The organism is Klebsiella aerogenes, from assembly GCA_029027985.1.
In the GTDB taxonomy this organism is placed as follows: domain Bacteria; phylum Pseudomonadota; class Gammaproteobacteria; order Enterobacterales; family Enterobacteriaceae; genus Klebsiella; species Klebsiella aerogenes_A.
Map to the genome: position 1 here is coordinate 811,978 of CP119076.1, position 17,868 is coordinate 829,845.

16 protein-coding genes and 1 other RNA gene are annotated in these 17,868 nt (G+C 57.9%); 10 read left to right on the top strand and 7 right to left on the bottom strand.

Annotated features, from left to right (window positions below):
* Positions 1-72 precede the first annotated feature (72 nt).
* Together rpiA and serA are read left to right on the top strand one after the other, a co-directional pair.
* Complete coding sequence (rpiA, locus tag PYR66_03945) at positions 73-735, top strand: ribose-5-phosphate isomerase RpiA (protein ID WEF28898.1); 663 nt, start codon at positions 73-75, stop codon at positions 733-735.
* A 268-nt stretch (positions 736-1,003) separates the two neighbouring features.
* A complete protein-coding gene (gene serA, locus PYR66_03950; GenBank protein WEF28899.1) occupies positions 1,004-2,236 on the top strand; it encodes a phosphoglycerate dehydrogenase in 1,233 nt (410 codons plus the stop codon).
* Between the two features lie 381 nt (positions 2,237-2,617).
* Here serA and PYR66_03955 read toward each other — a convergent pair whose 3' ends face one another.
* From PYR66_03955 to zapA, 3 genes are all read right to left on the bottom strand, one after another.
* Positions 2,618-3,214 (bottom strand): 5-formyltetrahydrofolate cyclo-ligase, encoded by a 597-nt coding sequence (locus PYR66_03955; GenBank protein ID WEF28900.1) that lies wholly within the window; start codon positions 3,212-3,214, stop codon positions 2,618-2,620.
* A gap of 99 nt (positions 3,215-3,313) precedes the next feature.
* A non-coding RNA gene (gene ssrS / locus PYR66_03960) (6S RNA) lies at positions 3,314-3,497 on the bottom strand.
* Between the two features lie 41 nt (positions 3,498-3,538).
* The gene (zapA, locus tag PYR66_03965) at positions 3,539-3,868 is read right to left on the bottom strand and encodes a cell division protein ZapA (GenBank protein WEF28901.1); all 330 of its coding nucleotides are present in this window, start codon (positions 3,866-3,868) and stop codon (positions 3,539-3,541) included.
* Between the two features lie 166 nt (positions 3,869-4,034).
* On the opposite strand from zapA, the gene PYR66_03970 reads away from it, so the two are divergent.
* The 8 genes from PYR66_03970 to PYR66_04005 all read left to right on the top strand — a co-directional run bounded on the left by PYR66_03970 (position 4,035) and on the right by PYR66_04005 (position 14,082).
* Positions 4,035-4,613, top strand: coding sequence for a YecA family protein (locus tag PYR66_03970; GenBank protein ID WEF28902.1), 579 nt, complete (start codon positions 4,035-4,037; stop codon positions 4,611-4,613).
* Between the two features lie 25 nt (positions 4,614-4,638).
* Entirely contained in the window at positions 4,639-5,955 is a 1,317-nt protein-coding gene (gene pepP / locus PYR66_03975; protein ID WEF28903.1) for a Xaa-Pro aminopeptidase, read from the top strand.
* A complete protein-coding gene (ubiH, locus tag PYR66_03980) occupies positions 5,952-7,130 on the top strand; it encodes a 2-octaprenyl-6-methoxyphenyl hydroxylase (protein ID WEF28904.1) in 1,179 nt (392 codons plus the stop codon). Before pepP ends, ubiH begins: the two co-directional genes overlap by 4 nt.
* A gap of 10 nt (positions 7,131-7,140) precedes the next feature.
* Entirely contained in the window at positions 7,141-8,343 is a 1,203-nt protein-coding gene (ubiI, locus tag PYR66_03985; protein ID WEF28905.1) for an FAD-dependent 2-octaprenylphenol hydroxylase, read from the top strand.
* Positions 8,344-8,765: 422 nt separating this feature from the next.
* Positions 8,766-9,860 carry a glycine cleavage system aminomethyltransferase GcvT gene (gcvT, locus tag PYR66_03990; GenBank protein WEF28906.1) on the top strand — a complete coding sequence of 365 codons (1,095 nt, stop codon included), beginning with the start codon at positions 8,766-8,768 and terminating at the stop codon, positions 9,858-9,860.
* 24 nt (positions 9,861-9,884) lie between these two features.
* Positions 9,885-10,274: a glycine cleavage system protein GcvH gene (gene gcvH / locus PYR66_03995; GenBank protein ID WEF28907.1), complete on the top strand. Its 390-nt coding sequence runs from the start codon at positions 9,885-9,887 to the stop codon at positions 10,272-10,274.
* Positions 10,275-10,404: 130 nt separating this feature from the next.
* A complete protein-coding gene (gene gcvP / locus PYR66_04000) occupies positions 10,405-13,278 on the top strand; it encodes an aminomethyl-transferring glycine dehydrogenase (GenBank protein ID WEF28908.1) in 2,874 nt (957 codons plus the stop codon).
* 60 nt (positions 13,279-13,338) lie between these two features.
* Entirely contained in the window at positions 13,339-14,082 is a 744-nt protein-coding gene (locus PYR66_04005) for an SDR family oxidoreductase (GenBank protein ID WEF28909.1), read from the top strand.
* A gap of 200 nt (positions 14,083-14,282) precedes the next feature.
* On the opposite strand, the gene PYR66_04010 is transcribed toward PYR66_04005, so the two are convergent.
* The 4 genes from PYR66_04010 to PYR66_04025 are packed head-to-tail and all read right to left on the bottom strand — an operon-like array spanning position 14,283 to position 17,807.
* Positions 14,283-14,786, bottom strand: coding sequence for a protein disulfide oxidoreductase (locus PYR66_04010; GenBank protein WEF28910.1), 504 nt, complete (start codon positions 14,784-14,786; stop codon positions 14,283-14,285).
* Complete coding sequence (locus PYR66_04015; GenBank protein ID WEF28911.1) at positions 14,776-15,387, bottom strand: thioredoxin domain-containing protein; 612 nt, start codon at positions 15,385-15,387, stop codon at positions 14,776-14,778. The genes PYR66_04010 and PYR66_04015 overlap by 11 nt, the downstream gene beginning before the upstream one ends.
* A 1-nt stretch (position 15,388) precedes the next feature.
* Positions 15,389-17,398, bottom strand: coding sequence for a protein-disulfide reductase DsbD family protein (locus tag PYR66_04020; protein ID WEF28912.1), 2,010 nt, complete (start codon positions 17,396-17,398; stop codon positions 15,389-15,391).
* Between the two features lie 49 nt (positions 17,399-17,447).
* Complete coding sequence (locus tag PYR66_04025) at positions 17,448-17,807, bottom strand: copper resistance protein (GenBank protein ID WEF28913.1); 360 nt, start codon at positions 17,805-17,807, stop codon at positions 17,448-17,450.
* Positions 17,808-17,868 lie beyond the last annotated feature (61 nt).

Sequence of the window (17,868 nt, forward strand, 5' to 3'; positions counted from 1 at the left end):
GCCATCGCAGGGACATTTCATCCATCGATGTTCTATAATGCGCGGTAAGTATTCACATCTCGGACGATAATCATGACGCAGGATGAACTGAAAAAAGCAGTCGGCTGGGCAGCGCTGCAATATGTACAACCAGGCACCATTGTTGGTGTCGGTACCGGCTCCACGGCGGCGCATTTTATTGATGCGCTGGGCACCATGAAAGGGCAGATCGAAGGGGCGGTCTCCAGCTCCGACGCTTCTACCGAGAAGCTGAAAAGCCTCGGTATCCCGGTGTTCGACCTCAACTCTGTTGACCGCCTGGGGATCTACGTTGACGGCGCAGATGAAATTAACGGCCATATGCAGATGATCAAAGGCGGCGGCGCGGCGCTGACCCGCGAGAAGATCATCGCTTCGGTTGCCGATAAGTTTATCTGCATCGCCGACGCTTCCAAGCAGGTTGATATCCTCGGTAACTTCCCGCTGCCGGTGGAAGTGATCCCAATGGCGCGTAGCGCCGTCGCGCGTCAGCTGGTGAAACTGGGCGGCCGCCCGGAATATCGCCAGGGCGTGGTGACGGATAACGGCAACGTGATCCTCGATGTCCACGGTCTGGAAATCCTCGATGCTATCGCGCTGGAAAATGCGATTAACGGCATTCCGGGCGTGGTGACCGTCGGTCTGTTCGCTAACCGCGGCGCTGACGTGGCGCTGATCGGTACCGCCGACGGCGTGCAAACCATCGTCAGCAAATAAGGCGATCCGGGGGAAGTTTCTCGCTTCCCCCCAAATTTTTTTCTCTGGCCCAAATTTGGTGACTTGTGTCACATTTGCGTAACCTTCCTGAGTAACAATCTGCTGTTCATTCCCTTTCTGGTGTTTTGTCCTGTCTTTTCCCTCAACGTGATATTTCTTCAGGTCGGCGAGGCAAACGTTCATATTGCCGCGATAGTTTTTTTTGATATGTTGCTGGAAGAGTTTTTGTTCAGCACGACATCAGTACCAATAAAAACAGGACGGGGAAATGGCTAAGGTATCACTGGAAAAAGACAAGATTAAATTTCTGCTAGTTGAAGGTGTGCATCAAAAAGCAATCGATAACCTTCGTGCGGCAGGTTACACCAACATCGAATTTCACAAAGGCGCGCTGGATAGTGAACAGCTGAAAGCGTCGATCCGTGATGCCCATTTCATCGGCCTGCGTTCCCGTACTCATCTGACTGAAGAGATCTTCGCCGCGGCGGAAAAACTGGTGGCGGTCGGCTGCTTCTGTATCGGCACCAATCAGGTTGACCTCGACGCGGCGGCAAAGCGGGGGATCCCGGTATTTAACGCCCCGTTCTCGAACACCCGTTCGGTAGCGGAGCTGGTGATCGGCGAACTGCTGCTGATGCTGCGCGGCGTGCCGGAAGCCAACGCCAAGGCGCATCGCGGCGTATGGAATAAACTGGCGGTGGGCAGCTTTGAAGCGCGCGGCAAGAAACTGGGGATTATCGGTTATGGCCATATCGGTACCCAGCTCGGCATTCTGGCGGAATCGCTGGGAATGCATGTCTACTTCTATGACATTGAAAACAAACTGCCGCTGGGTAACGCCACGCAGGTACAGCATCTCTCCGATCTGCTGAACATGAGCGACGTCGTCAGCCTGCATGTGCCGGAAAACGCCTCCACCAAAAATATGATGGGGTCGGAAGAGCTGGCGCTGATGAAGCCGGGCGCGCTGCTGATCAACGCCTCTCGCGGCACGGTAGTGGATATTCCGGCGCTGTGCGATGCGCTGTCGCGTAAACACCTGGCCGGGGCGGCGATCGACGTCTTCCCAACCGAGCCTGCGACCAACAGCGATCCGTTCAACTCCCCGCTGTGCGAATTTGATAACGTGATCCTGACCCCGCACATCGGCGGTTCGACTCAGGAAGCGCAGGAGAATATCGGTCTGGAAGTGGCCGGTAAGCTGGCGAAGTATTCCGACAACGGTTCAACGCTGTCGGCGGTGAATTTCCCGGAGGTTTCTCTGCCGCTGCACGGCGGTCGCCGTCTGCTGCATATCCATGAAAACCGTCCAGGCATCCTCACTGCAATTAACCAGATTTTCGCCGCGCAGAATATCAACATCGCTGCCCAGTATCTGCAAACGACCCCGCAGATGGGTTACGTGGTTATTGATATCGAAGCCGACGGCGATGTCGCGCAGCAGGCGCTGCTGGCGATGAAAGCTATCCCGGGCACTATCCGCGCCCGTCTGCTGTTCTAATCTTTATTGCCTCACGGGCAGGTCGCGAACCTGCCCGCTACCCCCTGTTAACAGCCCTCTGTCTGCAATTCTCGTCCCCCGCGTACATCCCTTTGCGAGGCTCGCCGCAAACGGTAATTAAAGCGGGGGAGGGCTGGTTGTGCCTGTTGGAAACGGACTTACGATAGGAGCGCAGCATGGGGCTGAAACGGCAAAGCCCCTACCGAAGCAGGGGCTCAAAAAGGAAAGGGACGATGATGAGACTCTTCATCATGCTGCTTATCTTGTTAATCATCGCTTACCCAGCATATTAACAGAGAGAAAGCAGGAGGGAGGTTCGCCTCCCTCACCCTTCACCGAGAATTTAGGCGAAAAAAAAAGCAAAGTCAATTACCCGCAGTCTTACCAGCGCCAGGTTTTACCTGGCGTAATCACAGCCGGCAGCGGGACATCCCACTCTTCGCTTGGCAGGGAAGCCACCTGCTGGCAGTCGTGGGCGTAGCCTACCGGCTGCAGGCGATACTGCCGCCAGTTTTGCAGGGTGCGATCGTAGAAGCCGCCGCCCATTCCCAGGCGCTGGCCGCTGGCATCGAAGGCCACCAGAGGGGTAATCAGCACATCGAGCTCGGCAAGCGGCAGGACGTCGCGCACGTCGAGCTGTGGTTCGCGGATCTTCAGGCGATTGAGCGCCAGCTGGCTTTGCGGATGATAGTGTAAAAACAGCAGGTTGCCGGGGCTAAACGGATGCAGCACCGGCAGATAAACCCGTTTGCCCGCGCGCCATAGCTGCTCGATCAGCGGTTGGGTATCCAGTTCGCCGTCAAAGGAGAGGAACAGCGCGACAGTACGGGCCAGCACCATCGGCGGATAAGCCATCATCCGCTCCGCGGCCTGCCGGGCGAAATGGCGTTGTTGCTCGGGGCTGAGCGCGCGTCGACGCTGACGGATTTGCTGGCGGATTTGCTGTCTGGAGAGCGGGGTATCTGGCTGTAGTGTCATGCTGATCTCATTGCGAGCAAGCGAAACGATACGAGCAAGTGTAATACAGTGCGGCTTTAGCCGAAAACAGGGATATGGGGGGAATGCGAAATAAAGAAGGGAATCTCCGAGATGCCGCCGCAGGCTGTAACCCTTGAACCCTTGGTTCAAGGTGAATGCGTCGTCACAGTTTTAAGGCTTCTCGGGCGAACCGAGCATGCTCACCAACCGTGGAGCGCCACATTCTTGTGGTATGAAATATCGGCTCAGGGGACTGGCCCGCTTGCAAACATCTCAGAGAAATTTTGTTCTTGCGATTACTCTAACACAGTTAACTGCAAAGTGTTATTCAAACTTCGACCCCGCTCTTTCGCTTATGCGACCTTGCTCAAGCAATGCTTGTTCGATGGTCTGCTGAAGCATGCGAATGCGCTGTTCCATACTGGAGGCGTAGTCGCGGGTCTTCGCTTTTTCCTGAGTCAACTCATAGCTGATGTTCAACGCGGCGATGAAGACCAGCTGCTCAGTATTTGTGACTCTAGTGCGTTCTTTTAAATCTTGCAACCGCTGATTAAGGTCCTCAGCTGCCTGATTCAGGGCATCCCTTTGTTCAGGCGGGCAATTCACTCGCAGTGAACGACCAAAAATTTGGAGATCTACGGGTTGTGCAGACATGCCACCTTCCTGCTGATTGACTGCGCTACCTTCGCACCCGAACCCGGGTCTGCGAAGGGGCGACACTATAGCTACCCTGGTGTGGGGATACAAGCCCTTTTCTGGTTCACCAGGGTCCAAAGTGGTAGCATATCATGAATATTCCTCCCAACGATGATGAATGCGCATGTCTATACAGAACGAAATGCCTGGTTACAAGGATGTAGACCAGTTACTGAACCAACAAGGGGTGGGATTAACCCCAGCCGAAATGCACGGTTTGATAAGCGGGATCCTCTGCGGCGGCAACACCGACAGCAGTTGGCAGCCGCTGGTGCATGACCTGACCAACGAAGGCCTCGCCTTCGGCCACGAACTGGCCCAGGCCCTGCGTAGCATGCATTCCGCCACCAGCGATTCGCTGGAAGATGACGGCTTCCTGTTCCAGCTGTATATGCCGGAAGGCGACGACGTCAGCGTCTTCGACCGTGCCGACGCGCTGGCGGGTTGGGTGAACCATTTCCTGCTCGGCCTTGGCGTGACCCAGCCGAAGCTGGATAAAGTGAAAGATGAGACTGGCGAAGCCATTGATGACCTGCGTAACATCGCGCAGCTCGGCTACGACGAAGATGAAGATCAGGAAGAACTGGAAATGTCTCTGGAAGAGATTATCGAGTACGTACGCGTCGCCGCGTTACTGTGCCACGATACCTTCGCACGCCAGCAGCCAACCGCGCCGGAAGTACGCAAGCCAACGCTACACTAATTAAAAACGACATTCAGGGGGCGTCATGACACAGCAGGAGTTTCTTTCTCGTCGCCAGGCATTATTGGCGCAGATGCAGCCAGGCAGCGCGGCGCTGATTTTCGCCGCGCCGGAAGCGGTACGCAGCGCAGATTCGGAATATCCCTACCGGCAGAACAGCGATTTTTGGTACTTCGCTGGTTTCAACGAACCGGAAGCGCTGCTGGTGCTGATCAAAAGCGATGAAACGCACAACCATAGCGTGCTGTTTAACCGCGTTCGCGATCTGACTGCTGAAATCTGGTTTGGCCGCCGTCTGGGTCAGGATGCCGCGCCGGGCAAGTTAGGTGTCGAGCGTGCGTTGGCGTTTAGCGAAATCAACCAGCAGCTGTATCAACTGCTCAACGGCCTGGATGCTATCTATTTCGCCCAGGGCGAATATGCCTATGCCGATGAAATTGTCTTCAACGCCCTCGAAAAACTGCGTAAAGGTTCACGCCAGAACCTGCAGGCGCCGAACTCCGTCATCGACTGGCGACCTATGGTGCATGAAATGCGCCTGTTTAAATCCGCGGAAGAACTGGAAGTGATGCGCCGCGCCGGTGAAATTACCGCTCTTGCGCATACCCGGGCGATGGAAAAATGCCGCCCTGGCATGTTCGAATACCAGTTGGAAGGCGAAATTCTCCATGAATTCAACCGCCATGGCGCGCGTTTCCCGTCTTATAACACCATCGTAGGCGGCGGAGAAAACGGCTGTATTCTGCACTACACCGAAAACGAATCCGAACTGCGCGACGGCGATCTGGTGTTGATTGATGCGGGCTGCGAATATCGCGGCTACGCGGGCGACATTACCCGGACCTTCCCGGTGAATGGCAAATTCAGCCAGCCGCAGCGCGAAATCTACGACATCGTGCTCGAATCGTTGGAAACTGCGCTGGCGCTTTACCGTCCAGGCGCTTCGATTTATCAGGTTAATCAGGAAGTCGTGCGCATTATGATTACCGGCCTGGTACGTCTGGGGATCCTGAAAGGCGAGATTGACGAACTTATCGCGAATAACGCCCATCGCCCGTACTTTATGCATGGCCTGAGCCACTGGCTGGGGCTGGATGTGCACGATGTCGGCAACTACGATACCGACCGTTCACGTTTGCTGGAGCCGGGAATGGTGCTGACCGTCGAGCCGGGGCTGTATATTGCCACCGACGCCGATGTTCCGGCGCAGTATCGCGGTATCGGTATCCGCATTGAAGATGACATCGTCATTACTGAAGACGGCAACGAAAATCTCACTGCCGGCGTGGTGAAAAAGGCCGATGAGATCGAGGCGCTGATGGCGGCGGCGCGCCAGTCATGAGCGTGCTGATCGTGGGCGGCGGGATGACCGGGGCGACGCTCGCGCTGGCTATCTCCCGTTTGACCGGCGGCGCGCTGCCGGTTCATCTGATTGAAGCGCAGGACCCGGATTCGTCACGCCATCCTGGTTTTGACGACCGGGCGATTGCGCTGGCGGCCGGGACCTGTCAGCAGTTGGCGCGCATCGGTATCTGGCAGCGCCTCGCCGAGCGGGCGACGCCCATCCAGCGCGTACACGTTAGCGATCGTGGTCATGCCGGTTTTGTGAATCTGGCGGCGCAGGAATATGGCCTGGCGGCGCTGGGACAGGTGGTTGAACTGCACGATGTCGGCCAGCGATTGTTTAGCCTGCTGCGTGATGCGCCGGGCGTGACGCTGCACTGCCCGGCGAAAGTGGAAGCGGTCAGCCGCAGCGAAGAGAGCGTGAGCCTCACGCTCGATAGCGGCGAAATCATTAACGGTAAACTGCTGGTGGCGGCCGATGGTTCGCGTTCGACGCTGGGCGCCCGCTGCGGCATCAGCTGGCAGCAGCAGCCGTATGAGCAACTGGCGATCATTGCCAACGTCAGTACCGCGCTGGCCCACGAAGGCCGCGCCTTCGAGCGTTTTACCGAGCATGGCCCGCTGGCGATGCTGCCGATGTCGCAAGGGCGCTGCTCGCTGGTGTGGTGCCACCCGCAGTCGCGGCGCGATGAGGTGCTGAGCTGGTCTGATGAACGTTTTTGCCAGGAATTGCAGCAGGCGTTCGGCTGGCGGCTGGGGCGCATTACCCATGCTGGTAAACGCAGCATCTATCCGCTGTCGTTAACGACCGCCGCTCGCGCAGTGTCGCATCGTCTGGCGTTGGTCGGCAACGCGGCGCAGACGCTGCACCCGATCGCCGGACAGGGCTTTAATCTCGGTCTGCGCGATGTGATGAGCCTGGCGGAAATGCTCGCCGACGCTCATGCTGCCAGCGAGGATGTTGGCCATTATTCATTGTTGTGTCGCTATCAGGCGCGGAGAGCGGATGATAAAGCCGCCACCATCGGCGTGACCGATGGTCTGGTGCATCTATTTGCCAACCGTTGGGCGCCGCTGGTGGCGGGGCGCAACGTCGGGCTGATGGCGATGGAATTATTTACCCCGGCGCGTGATGCGCTGGCGCAGCGTACCCTCGGTTGGGTTCCTCGTTAAGGAGTAGAACGTGCAAAGTGTTGATGTTGCCATTGTTGGCGGCGGAATGGTGGGACTGGCGGTGGCCTGTGGTTTACAGGGCAGCGGCTTGCGCGTCGCGGTGCTGGAACAAGCGGCGCCGCAGCCCCTGAGCGCCGATGCGCCGCCAGCGCTGCGCGTGTCGGCAATCAATGCCGCCAGCGAAAAACTGCTGAGCAAACTGGATGTCTGGAACGAGATTATCGCTCAGCGCGCCAGCTGCTACCACGGCATGGAAGTATGGGATAAAGACAGTTTTGGCCGCATCAGCTTCGATGATCAGAGCATGGGCTTTAGTCATCTGGGGCATATTATTGAAAATGCCGTGGTGCATCATGCGCTGTGGCAGAAAGCGCAGCGTTGCGCCGACGTGACGCTGCTGGCGCCCGCGCAGTTGCAGCAGGTGGCGTGGGGCGAAAACGAAGCCTTTCTGAGCCTGCAGGACGGCAGCATGCTGACCGCGCGGTTGGTGGTCGGCGCTGATGGCGCGAATTCGTGGCTGCGCAATAAAGCCGATATCCCGCTGACCTTCTGGGACTATCGTCATCATGCGCTGGTGGCGACGATTCGGACCGCCGAGCCGCATCAGGCGGTGGCGCGTCAGGCGTTCCACGGCGAAGGTATTTTGGCCTTCCTGCCGCTAAGCGATCCGCATCTGTGCTCGATCGTCTGGTCGTTGTCGCCGGAAGAGGCGCAGCGGATGCAGCAGGCCGATGAGTCCACGTTCAATCAGGCGCTGAATATCGCTTTTGATAACCGCCTTGGCCTTTGTCAGCTGGAAAGCGAGCGACAGGTCTTCCCGCTGACCGGCCGTTATGCGCGCCAGTTCGCCGCTCACCGCCTGGCGTTGGTCGGCGATGCCGCCCACACCATCCACCCGTTAGCCGGGCAAGGGGTGAACCTCGGCTTTATGGATGCCGCCGAGCTTATCGACGAGCTGAAGCGCCTGCACGCGCAGGGTAAAGATATTGGTCAGCATTTGTATCTGCGCCGCTACGAGCGTAGCCGCAAGCATAGCGCCGCGTTGATGCTGGCGGGCATGCAGGGCTTTCGTGAAATGTTCTCCGGTAGCCATCCGGCGAAGAAATTCCTCCGCGATATGGGGCTCAAATTGGCCGATTCGCTGCCGGGCGTGAAACCGCAATTGATTCGCCAAGCGATGGGGCTCAACGATCTGCCCGCCTGGTTACGTTAACCCCGTCACACTTCTTTTATCCGGCCTGCGGGCCGGATTTTCTCCCTCATTTGAAATATTCTAATTTCACCTCTTTTTTCGCATTAGTTTTATTAATGTGGCCTTTTTTTTGTTAAAGAAATTAGGCCCATAAAATCGCACAAAACACCATCATCTCCTAACCACATTGCGCATTATGTTAATTTTATGTGGCATAAATCGCTTTTTTCCAGTCAATAACTCTGTAGGCTTTTTGGCGCGCTTTAGTCATAAGCTAATGTGATGTCCTGATTTACCTTATGGTTTAGCACCGGGTTAGGTGGTAAGTTCAGGCAAAAGAGAACGTTTGCGTCGGCGTCCATCAGCGATGCCGTCGCCGGATTTCGTGGCGCAAAATCGCCGAAAATATCGTGGCTGGTTCCGTTTTATTCGATGAGGAAAAGATGGCTCAACAGACTCCGTTGTATGAACAACACACGCTGTGCGGCGCTCGCATGGTGGATTTCCATGGCTGGATGATGCCGCTGCATTACGGATCCCAGATTGATGAGCACCATGCGGTGCGCGGCGATGCAGGGATGTTTGATGTGTCGCATATGACCATCGTCGATTTCCACGGCAGCCGGATTAGAGAGTTCTTGCGCTATTTGCTGGCCAACGACGTGGCGAAGCTCACCACTCCGGGCAAAGCGCTTTACACCGGAATGCTCACCGCTTCCGCAGGCGTCATCGATGACCTGATTGTTTATTTCCTTTCTGAAGATTATTTCCGCCTCGTTGTTAACTCCGCTACCCGTGAAAAAGACCTCGCCTGGATCTCTGAGCAAGCGGAACCTTACGGCCTTGATATCACCGTCCGCGACGATCTGTCGCTGATCGCGGTGCAGGGACCGCAGGCGAAAGCGAAGGCGGCGACGCTGTTCACCGATGCTCAGCGTCAGGCTGTGGAAGGTATGAAGCCGTTCTTCGGCGTGCAGTCCGGCGACTTGTTTATCGCCACCACCGGTTATACCGGCGAAGCGGGTTATGAAATCGCTATGCCGAACGAACAGGCGGCCGATTTCTGGCGCGGTCTGCTGGATGCAGGCGTTAAGCCATGCGGCTTGGGCGCGCGCGATACTCTGCGCCTGGAAGCAGGGATGAACCTGTATGGCCAGGAGATGGACGAAAGCGTCTCTCCGCTGGCGGCAAACATGGGCTGGACTATCGCCTGGGAACCTACCGATCGTCAGTTTATTGGCCGCGAAGCGCTGGAAATGCAGCGTGAAAAAGGCACCGAACAGCTGGTCGGTCTGGTGATGACCGAGAAAGGCGTTCTGCGCGGCGGCCTGCCGGTGCGCTTCAGCGATAGCGACGGTAATCAAAAAGAAGGCATTATCACCAGTGGCACCTTCTCGCCGACGCTGGGTTACAGCATCGCGCTGGCTCGCGTGCCTGCCGGGATTGGCGAAACCGCGGTAGTACAAATCCGCAATCGCGAAATGCCGGTAAAAGTGACTAAACCTGGTTTTGTACGCAATGGCAAAGCCATTGTGTGATTTCCCTTTTTTGGAGATGAATTGATGAGCAACGTACCAGCAGAACTGAAATACAGCAAAGAACACGAGTGGCTGCGTAAAGAAGCGGACGGCACCTATACCGTGGGGATCACAGAGCATGCGCAAGAACTGCTTGGCGACATGGTTTTCGTTGACCTGCCGGACGTCGGCGCCACCGTTGAAGCGGGTGCGGATTGCGCGGTTGCCGAATCCGTGAAAGCAGCTTCCGATATTTATGCGCCGATCAGCGGTGAAATCGTTGCCGTCAACGAAGAGCTGAACGATTCTCCGGAACTGGTCAACAGCGATCCGTATACCGACGGCTGGATCTTCAAGATCAAAGCCAGCGATGAAGCGCAGGTCGCCGCGCTGCTGGATGCTGCCGCATACGAAGCTTTACTGGAAGACGAATAAATGTGTGCCGGATGGCGCTGCGCTTATCCGGCCTACGAACTTTGTAGGCCCGGTAAGCGTTAGCGCCACCGGGCAATTCAGGTAAGTAGAGACAATCACGATTCACCGTACGTTTCAGGAACCATCGCTCATGACTCAGACTTTAGGTCAGCTTGAAAACCGCGACGCCTTTATTGAACGTCACATTGGCTCGGACGCTCAACAGCAGCAAGAGATGCTGAAGACCGTCGGCGCGGATTCGCTTAACGCCCTGATTGGCCAGATTGTGCCGCAGGATATCCAGCTGACGACCCCACCGCAGGTGGGCGACGCGGCAACCGAATTCGCTGCACTGGCGGAACTGAAGGCGATTGCCGGTCGCAACAAGCGCTTCAAGTCTTATATCGGCATGGGCTACACCGCCGTGCAACTGCCGCCGGTGATTCAGCGCAACATGCTGGAAAACCCGGGCTGGTACACTGCCTATACCCCTTATCAGCCGGAAGTGTCGCAGGGGCGTCTGGAATCGCTGCTGAACTTCCAGCAGGTGACCCTGGATCTGACCGGGCTGGATATTGCTTCCGCTTCGCTGCTCGATGAAGCGACCGCCGCTGCCGAAGCGATGGCGATGGCTAAACGCGTCAGCAAACTGAAGAATGCCAACCGCTTCTTCGTCGCCGCCGACGTCCATCCGCAGACCCTGGACGTTGTCCGCACCCGTGCGGAAACTTTTGGTTTTGACGTGATCGTCGACGACGCCGACAAAGTGCTCGACCATCAGGATGTTTTCGGCGTGCTGTTGCAGCAGGTTGGCACTACCGGTGAAATCCACGATTACAGCCCACTGATCGCCGAGCTGAAAGCGCGCAAAATTGTGGTTAGCGTCGCCGCTGATTTCATGGCGCTGGTGCTGCTGACGTCGCCGGGCAAACAGGGCGCGGATATCGTTTTCGGCTCCGCTCAGCGCTTTGGCGTGCCAATGGGCTACGGCGGTCCGCACGCGGCCTTCTTCGCGGCAAAGGATGAATTCAAGCGTTCCATGCCGGGCCGTATTATCGGCGTATCGAAAGATGCGGCGGGTAATACTGCGCTACGCATGGCGATGCAGACTCGCGAACAGCATATCCGTCGCGAGAAAGCGAACTCCAATATCTGTACCTCTCAGGTGCTGCTGGCCAACATCGCCAGCCTGTATGCGGTATTCCACGGTCCGGTTGGCCTGAAACGTATCGCCGGTCGTATCCACCGCCTGACTGATATCCTGGCCGATGGCCTGCAGAAGAAAGGGCTGAAGCTGCGTCATGCGCACTACTTCGATACCCTGTGCGTGGAAGTGGCGGATAAAGCCGCGGTCCTGGCTCGCGCGCTGGCGTTGAACATCAACCTGCGCAGCGATATCCACGGCGCGGTCGGCATTACTCTGGATGAAGCAACCACTCGCGAAGATGTGCAGAACCTGTTCCGTGCGATCGTCGGCGACGATCGCGGCCTGGATATTGACGCTCTGGATAAAGACGTGGCGCTGGATAGCCGTTCGATTCCGGCGGCGATGCTGCGCGACGATGCGATCCTGACCCATCCGGTATTTAACCGCTACCATAGCGAAACCGAGATGATGCGCTACATGCACGCGCTGGAGCGTAAAGATCTGGCGCTGAACCAGGCGATGATCCCGCTGGGTTCCTGCACCATGAAATTGAACGCCGCGGCTGAAATGATCCCGATCACCTGGCCGGAATTCGCCGAACTGCACCCGTTCTGCCCGGTCGATCAGGCGGAAGGTTATCATCAGATGATCGCCCAGCTCTCTGAGTGGCTGGTTAAACTGACCGGTTATGACGCCGTCTGCATGCAGCCGAACTCCGGCGCGCAGGGCGAATATGCCGGTCTGCTGGCGATTCGCCATTATCATGAGAGCCGCAACGAAGGCCATCGCGATATCTGCCTGATCCCAAGCTCCGCGCACGGCACCAACCCGGCTTCCGCACAGATGGCGGGCATGCAGGTGGTGGTGGTGGCTTGCGATAAAAACGGCAACATTGACCTTGCCGATCTGCGTCAGAAAGCCGAGCAGGCGGGCGCGAACCTCTCCTGCATCATGGTCACCTATCCGTCAACCCATGGCGTGTATGAAGAAACGATCCGCGAAGTGTGCGAAATCGTACACCAGTTCGGCGGCCAGGTTTACCTCGACGGCGCCAATATGAACGCTCAGGTCGGCATCACTTCGCCGGGCTTTATCGGCGCGGACGTTTCGCACCTTAACCTGCATAAAACCTTCTGCATTCCGCACGGCGGCGGCGGCCCGGGTATGGGCCCTATCGGCGTGAAAGCGCACCTGGCGCCGTTCGTACCGGGTCACAGCGTGGTACAGATTGAAGGGATGCTGACCCGTCAGGGCGCGGTCTCCGCCGCGCCGTTCGGCAGCGCTTCCATTCTGCCGATCAGTTGGATGTATATCCGTATGATGGGTGCGGAGGGACTGAAACAGGCGAGCCAGAATGCGATCCTCAACGCCAACTATATCGCGACGCGCCTGAAAGACGCTTATCCGGTGCTGTATACAGGCCGCGATGGTCGCGTGGCGCACGAATGTATTCTTGATATTCGTCCGCTGAAAGAAGAGACCGGTATTAGCGAACTGGATATCGCCAAGCGCCTGATCGACTTTGGCTTCCATGCGCCGACCATGTCCTTCCCGGTAGCCGGTACGCTGATGGTTGAGCCGACGGAATCGGAAAGCAAAGTTGAGCTGGACCGCTTCATCGATGCGATGCTGGCGATCCGCGCTGAAATCGACCGCGTGCAGGCGGGCGAATGGCCGCTGGAAGATAACCCGCTGGTGAATGCGCCGCACACGCAGGGTGAGCTGGTGAGCGAGTGGAACCACCCGTACAGCCGCGAGCTGGCGGTGTTCCCGGCCGGTCTGCACAATAAATACTGGCCGACGGTAAAACGTCTGGACGATGTCTACGGCGACCGTAACCTGTTCTGCTCCTGTGTACCAATGAGCGAATACCAGTAAATAGCGGATTAGCTAAACTTTTAAAGGCGCTGCGGCGCCTTTATTTTTTGGGGGAAAGGTATGGCGATAGCTCTGATTAGCGGCGCGAGCCGCGGAATAGGCCGGGCGACCGCGTTGCTGCTGGCGCAGGAAGGGTATACCGTCGCAGTGAATTACCATCACAACATCAAAGCCGCGACTGAAGTGGTGAATGCCATCACGGAAGCCGGTGGTAAAGCGACGGCGCTGCGGGCGGATATCAGCGATGAATCGCAGGTGATGGCGATGTTTGAGGCGATTGACCGTATGGGCGAACCGCTGGCGGCGCTGGTCAATAATGCCGGGATCCTGTTTACCCAATGTACGGTAGAGAGCCTGAGCGCCGAGCGTATTAACCGCGTGTTGGCGACCAACGTGACCGGTTATTTCCTCTGCTGTCGCGAAGCGGTGAAACGTATGTCTCATCAGCATGGTGGCAAGGGCGGGGCGATTGTTAACGTCTCGTCGGCGGCGTCACGTCTCGGCGCGCCGGGGGAATACGTTGATTATGCCGCCTCAAAAGGCGCGGTGGATACCCTGACGACCGGACTGGCATTGGAAGTGGCGGCGCAGGGGATTCGGGTGAACGGTGTGCGTCCAGGGCTGATTTATACCGAAATGCACGCCTCCGGCGGTGAACCGGGGCGCGTGGATCGGGTGAAGCGTTCGCTGCCGATGCAGCGCGGCGGCCAGCCGGAAGAGGTCGCTCAGGCCATTGCCTGGCTACTGAGCGACAAAGCGTCCTATGTGACCGGCAGTTTCCTGGAGCTGGCGGGCGGTAAATAATCCTACGCGTAGTTCGGTAGCCCGGCTAAGCGTAGCGCGGGCCGGGGAGATATTCCCGGATGGCGGCTATGCCTTATCCGGGCTACAACATCGCGGGCCGGGGAGATATTCCCGGATGGCGGCTACGCCTTATCCGGGCTACCCAACGATGCGTACCCGTAGCCCGGCTGAGCGCAGCGCGAGCCGGGTAACCCGACGGCCTACCAGGACGCCAACCACAGTCTCAGACGTATTCCCCAACCACTGGTCCAGCCAGTGGTCACCGACTTCACCTCGCCCTGAGAGATAACCACCAATGTCGGCGTCACCTGCACGTCCCATTGCCGTGCGAGCTGGCCGCTGTGGTCATTCACCGTTGGCGCTGTCATTTTCTTCTTAGCGAGCCACTTCTCCAGCGTGGCGTTATCGCCGGATCGCAGGGCCACCGTCACCACGTTGCCGCCGTCGGCGGCGAGCGATGCCACCGACGGCGTAGTATAGCGACAGACCCCGCACCAGGTCGCCCAGACATACAGCAGCAACGGTTTTTGCTGGCTCATGGCATTCAGATCCAGCGTCATGCCGTCGAGGGTTTGCAGCGGCGTGGCGCTGAAGTTTTGCGGCAACGCAGGTTGGCGAAAATAATCCACCGCCAGACTTACCGCTACGCCAATCAGCAGCCACATCGCCAACTCGCGTATCCCGCGCTTGAATTTACTGACCACGGGCTTTGGCCAGCTGTTCTTTCACCAACCCCTCCAGGTCATCATAAGGGATCGCGCCGGCGACCATCTGATCGCCGATGATTGTGGCCGGCGTACCCTGAATATTCAGCACCTGCGATAAAATCAGGTTCATCTTCAGCGAATCCATGGTTTTATCATCAATATTCACGCTATCGGTCGCGGTTTTCTTCTGCGCCGCAGCGATGCTGGCATCATCGTGATAGCCTTTTTTCGCCATCAGGCGCTGATGTAGCGGCCAGAACTTATCGGGCTGCTGGTTCCATGTGGAGAGCGCGGCTTTGGCGGCATTGACCGAACTTTGCCCTTTGAACGGCAGCAGCTTAACGATCAGTTGGATGTCGGGATTATCGTGGACGATCTTCTCCAGCATCGGGTCAAACTGTTTGCAGTACGGGCAGTTATAGTCGGTGAATGAGACAATCGTGAGTTTCGGCTCTTTCGCGCCCGTGCGCGGGCTATTGGGATCGTTAAACAGCAGCTGCGCCAGTTGATCGTTAGAGTTGGATTGCTCTTGCTCCACCGGGGCGGCGAAGCTGAAGGCGGAAACACACAGCAGCAATAAGGCGGTGATGGTTCTCATGTTATTTTCCTTTTGCAGCGGACAGGTCGGCGAGAAGTTCCTCGCGATTTAACAGCGCAGGCAACACGCGGCCCTGCGGTAATTCCGGTCCGTAGATCTGGTTAAACGGCACCGCGGCGCTGCCGCGAGCGGTTAAGAACTGGCTAATGACGGCGGAGGGGCGGCTCCAGTCGCCGCGCAGGGCGACGACATCCGGCGCTGAGAGCGCATCCTGGACGTCATCGCGCAGCAATACATTGTATTTATTGGCTTTACAGGTCACACACCAGTCGGCGGTGACATCAATAAAGACCCGTTTATGCGCCGCCAGCGCGTTAACAATGGCCTGCTCGCTGAGCGGCTGCCAGTTCACCCGGTCGCGACGGGCGCCCCGATCGTCCGGCTGCGAGACCAATGCGACGGCGCCCGCCACCACGATGGCCAGCGCGCCAGTGCGCAACGCCGTACGCCAGCGGTAGCGCCAGGCCGTAGCCAGCAGCAGAGCGATGAGCAAAATAACCAGCAGTGTGAGAACCGGCATGCGGCCGATGTGTATCGTCAGCAGGCTAACCAGCCACAGCGCAGAACCGAGCATCATCAGCCCCAGCGCCACGCGCAGATGATTCATCCAGCGACCAGGACGCGGTAGACGCTGCGCCAGCCCCGGCCAGGCCACAATCAACAGCCACGGCAGGCTCATGCCGATCCCCATAGCGAAGAAAATTCCCCACAGCAGCGGCAGCGGCGCGACCAGCGCCACAGAGACGGCAGTGCCGAGGAATGGCGCGGTACAGGGCGTCGCCAACAGGGTGGCGAACGCGCCTTGCCAGAAATGGCCCATTAAACCGTGGCCGCCGCGGGTGGCGAGGAAGGTGCTGGCAGAAGAAGAGAGGCGAATTTCAAATAATCCCAGCAGACTGGCACTAAACAACACCATCACCAGCGCCATCGTGCCGATAAACCACGGGTTCTGGAACTGAATCCCCCAGCCGAGCGCCTGATTGCCTAAACGCAGCAGCGTCATCATCAATGCCAGCGCAAGGAAAGAGGCGACGATCCCGCATACCGAGGCGAGGAACTGCCGCCGTACCATGCCGCGTTCGCGATGTTCGGTTTGCACCAGCGAGCCTAGCTTCATCGCCAGTACCGGCAGCACGCAGGGCATCACATTGAGGATCAGTCCGCCGGCCAGCGCCATCAACAGTACCCAGCCTAATGCCAGCCCTGGCGCGGCGCTGCCTGCCGTGATGGCGATGCGGCTTTCCTGTGCCTGACCGCTATCCGCCAGTACCAGCGACAGCGTTTTGCCGCTGAGATTCGGCGCGGCTTCGCCCCAACTGTCGGTGACCGGCACTGTGGCGATCAACGAATCGCCGCGGGTGGTGAAGCTCGGCTTACCGAAATCGACATCCTCCATGCTATCGATAAACAGCGATGGTTGTTGCCAGCCGCCATCGCGACGGGCGGTGACCGTGAGCTTGCCGCTGACATAGCTGGCGTTAAGCGATGAGGCGAGGCCGTCGCTCAGCGGCAACGTGCCCATCGCGCGGGTGAAATCGTAGCCAAAGTCGCTGCCGGATGGCGATGACATATCCAGCGAGAAAGGGTAGTCGGTCAGAATGCAGACGTTGCTGCAGGTTGAAAGGGTCAACACGCCGCTTAATGTGGTCGGCATGTTGCCGCGCAAGGTCATCGGGAAACTGACATCGCCGTGATAGCCTTGAGTGGAAATGCCCGCGACGTCAAAGCGCTGCGGCGTCGGCCAATGCCAGTTAACGTCCAGTGGCGTATGCCAAACGATAGCTGGCGCGATGCCGCCTTCACCTGGCGAACGCCAGTAGGTTTTCCAGCCTTTTTCCAGCGCGACGTCCAGCAGCAGGCGGGTTTCGCCGTTGCTTTCGCTTTGCGCCCGCAGCCTGACGCTGGCGTGTTGATTGTCGGCGGCGCGCAGCCAGCCGCTGTCGGCGGCCTGACTGAGAGGCAGCCATAGCCAAAGCAGGCAGACCAGCAGTCGCCTGAATACCATAAACATAAATTTTCTCCGTAAGTAATGAATTAACCTGAGTTGTCAGGAGAATTAATCACTCACGGAAGACGCATAATCGCAGATGTACCCGCAATCGGGGCGGGGAGATCACGTGGGGAGGCCAGATACGCTCGATGCGCGGCGGGATCGCCGCCAGCACCGCCAGTAGCAGGGCAATAGCGAAGAGCGCCCCTTCAAACAGCATCGGCGGGACGGCCATCAGCGACTTGGCGCTGAGTTCGCAGGGGGTTACCGGCGCGTCGGCATGATCCGTACCTTGTTGTACGGATTGGCTGACGGCCGTGACGTTCATGACCAACGCGTGCATCCCGGCCATTCGCTGGGCGGTACAAACCAGCACCACCAGACAGGCAAGGAGTACAAGAAGAATGGCTTTGCGTTGTCGCTTAATCATGGTCGCCTCAAATATTCACGAGGCCTATCTTATCGGGCGAATGCGTTTTGGCAATGTTAAA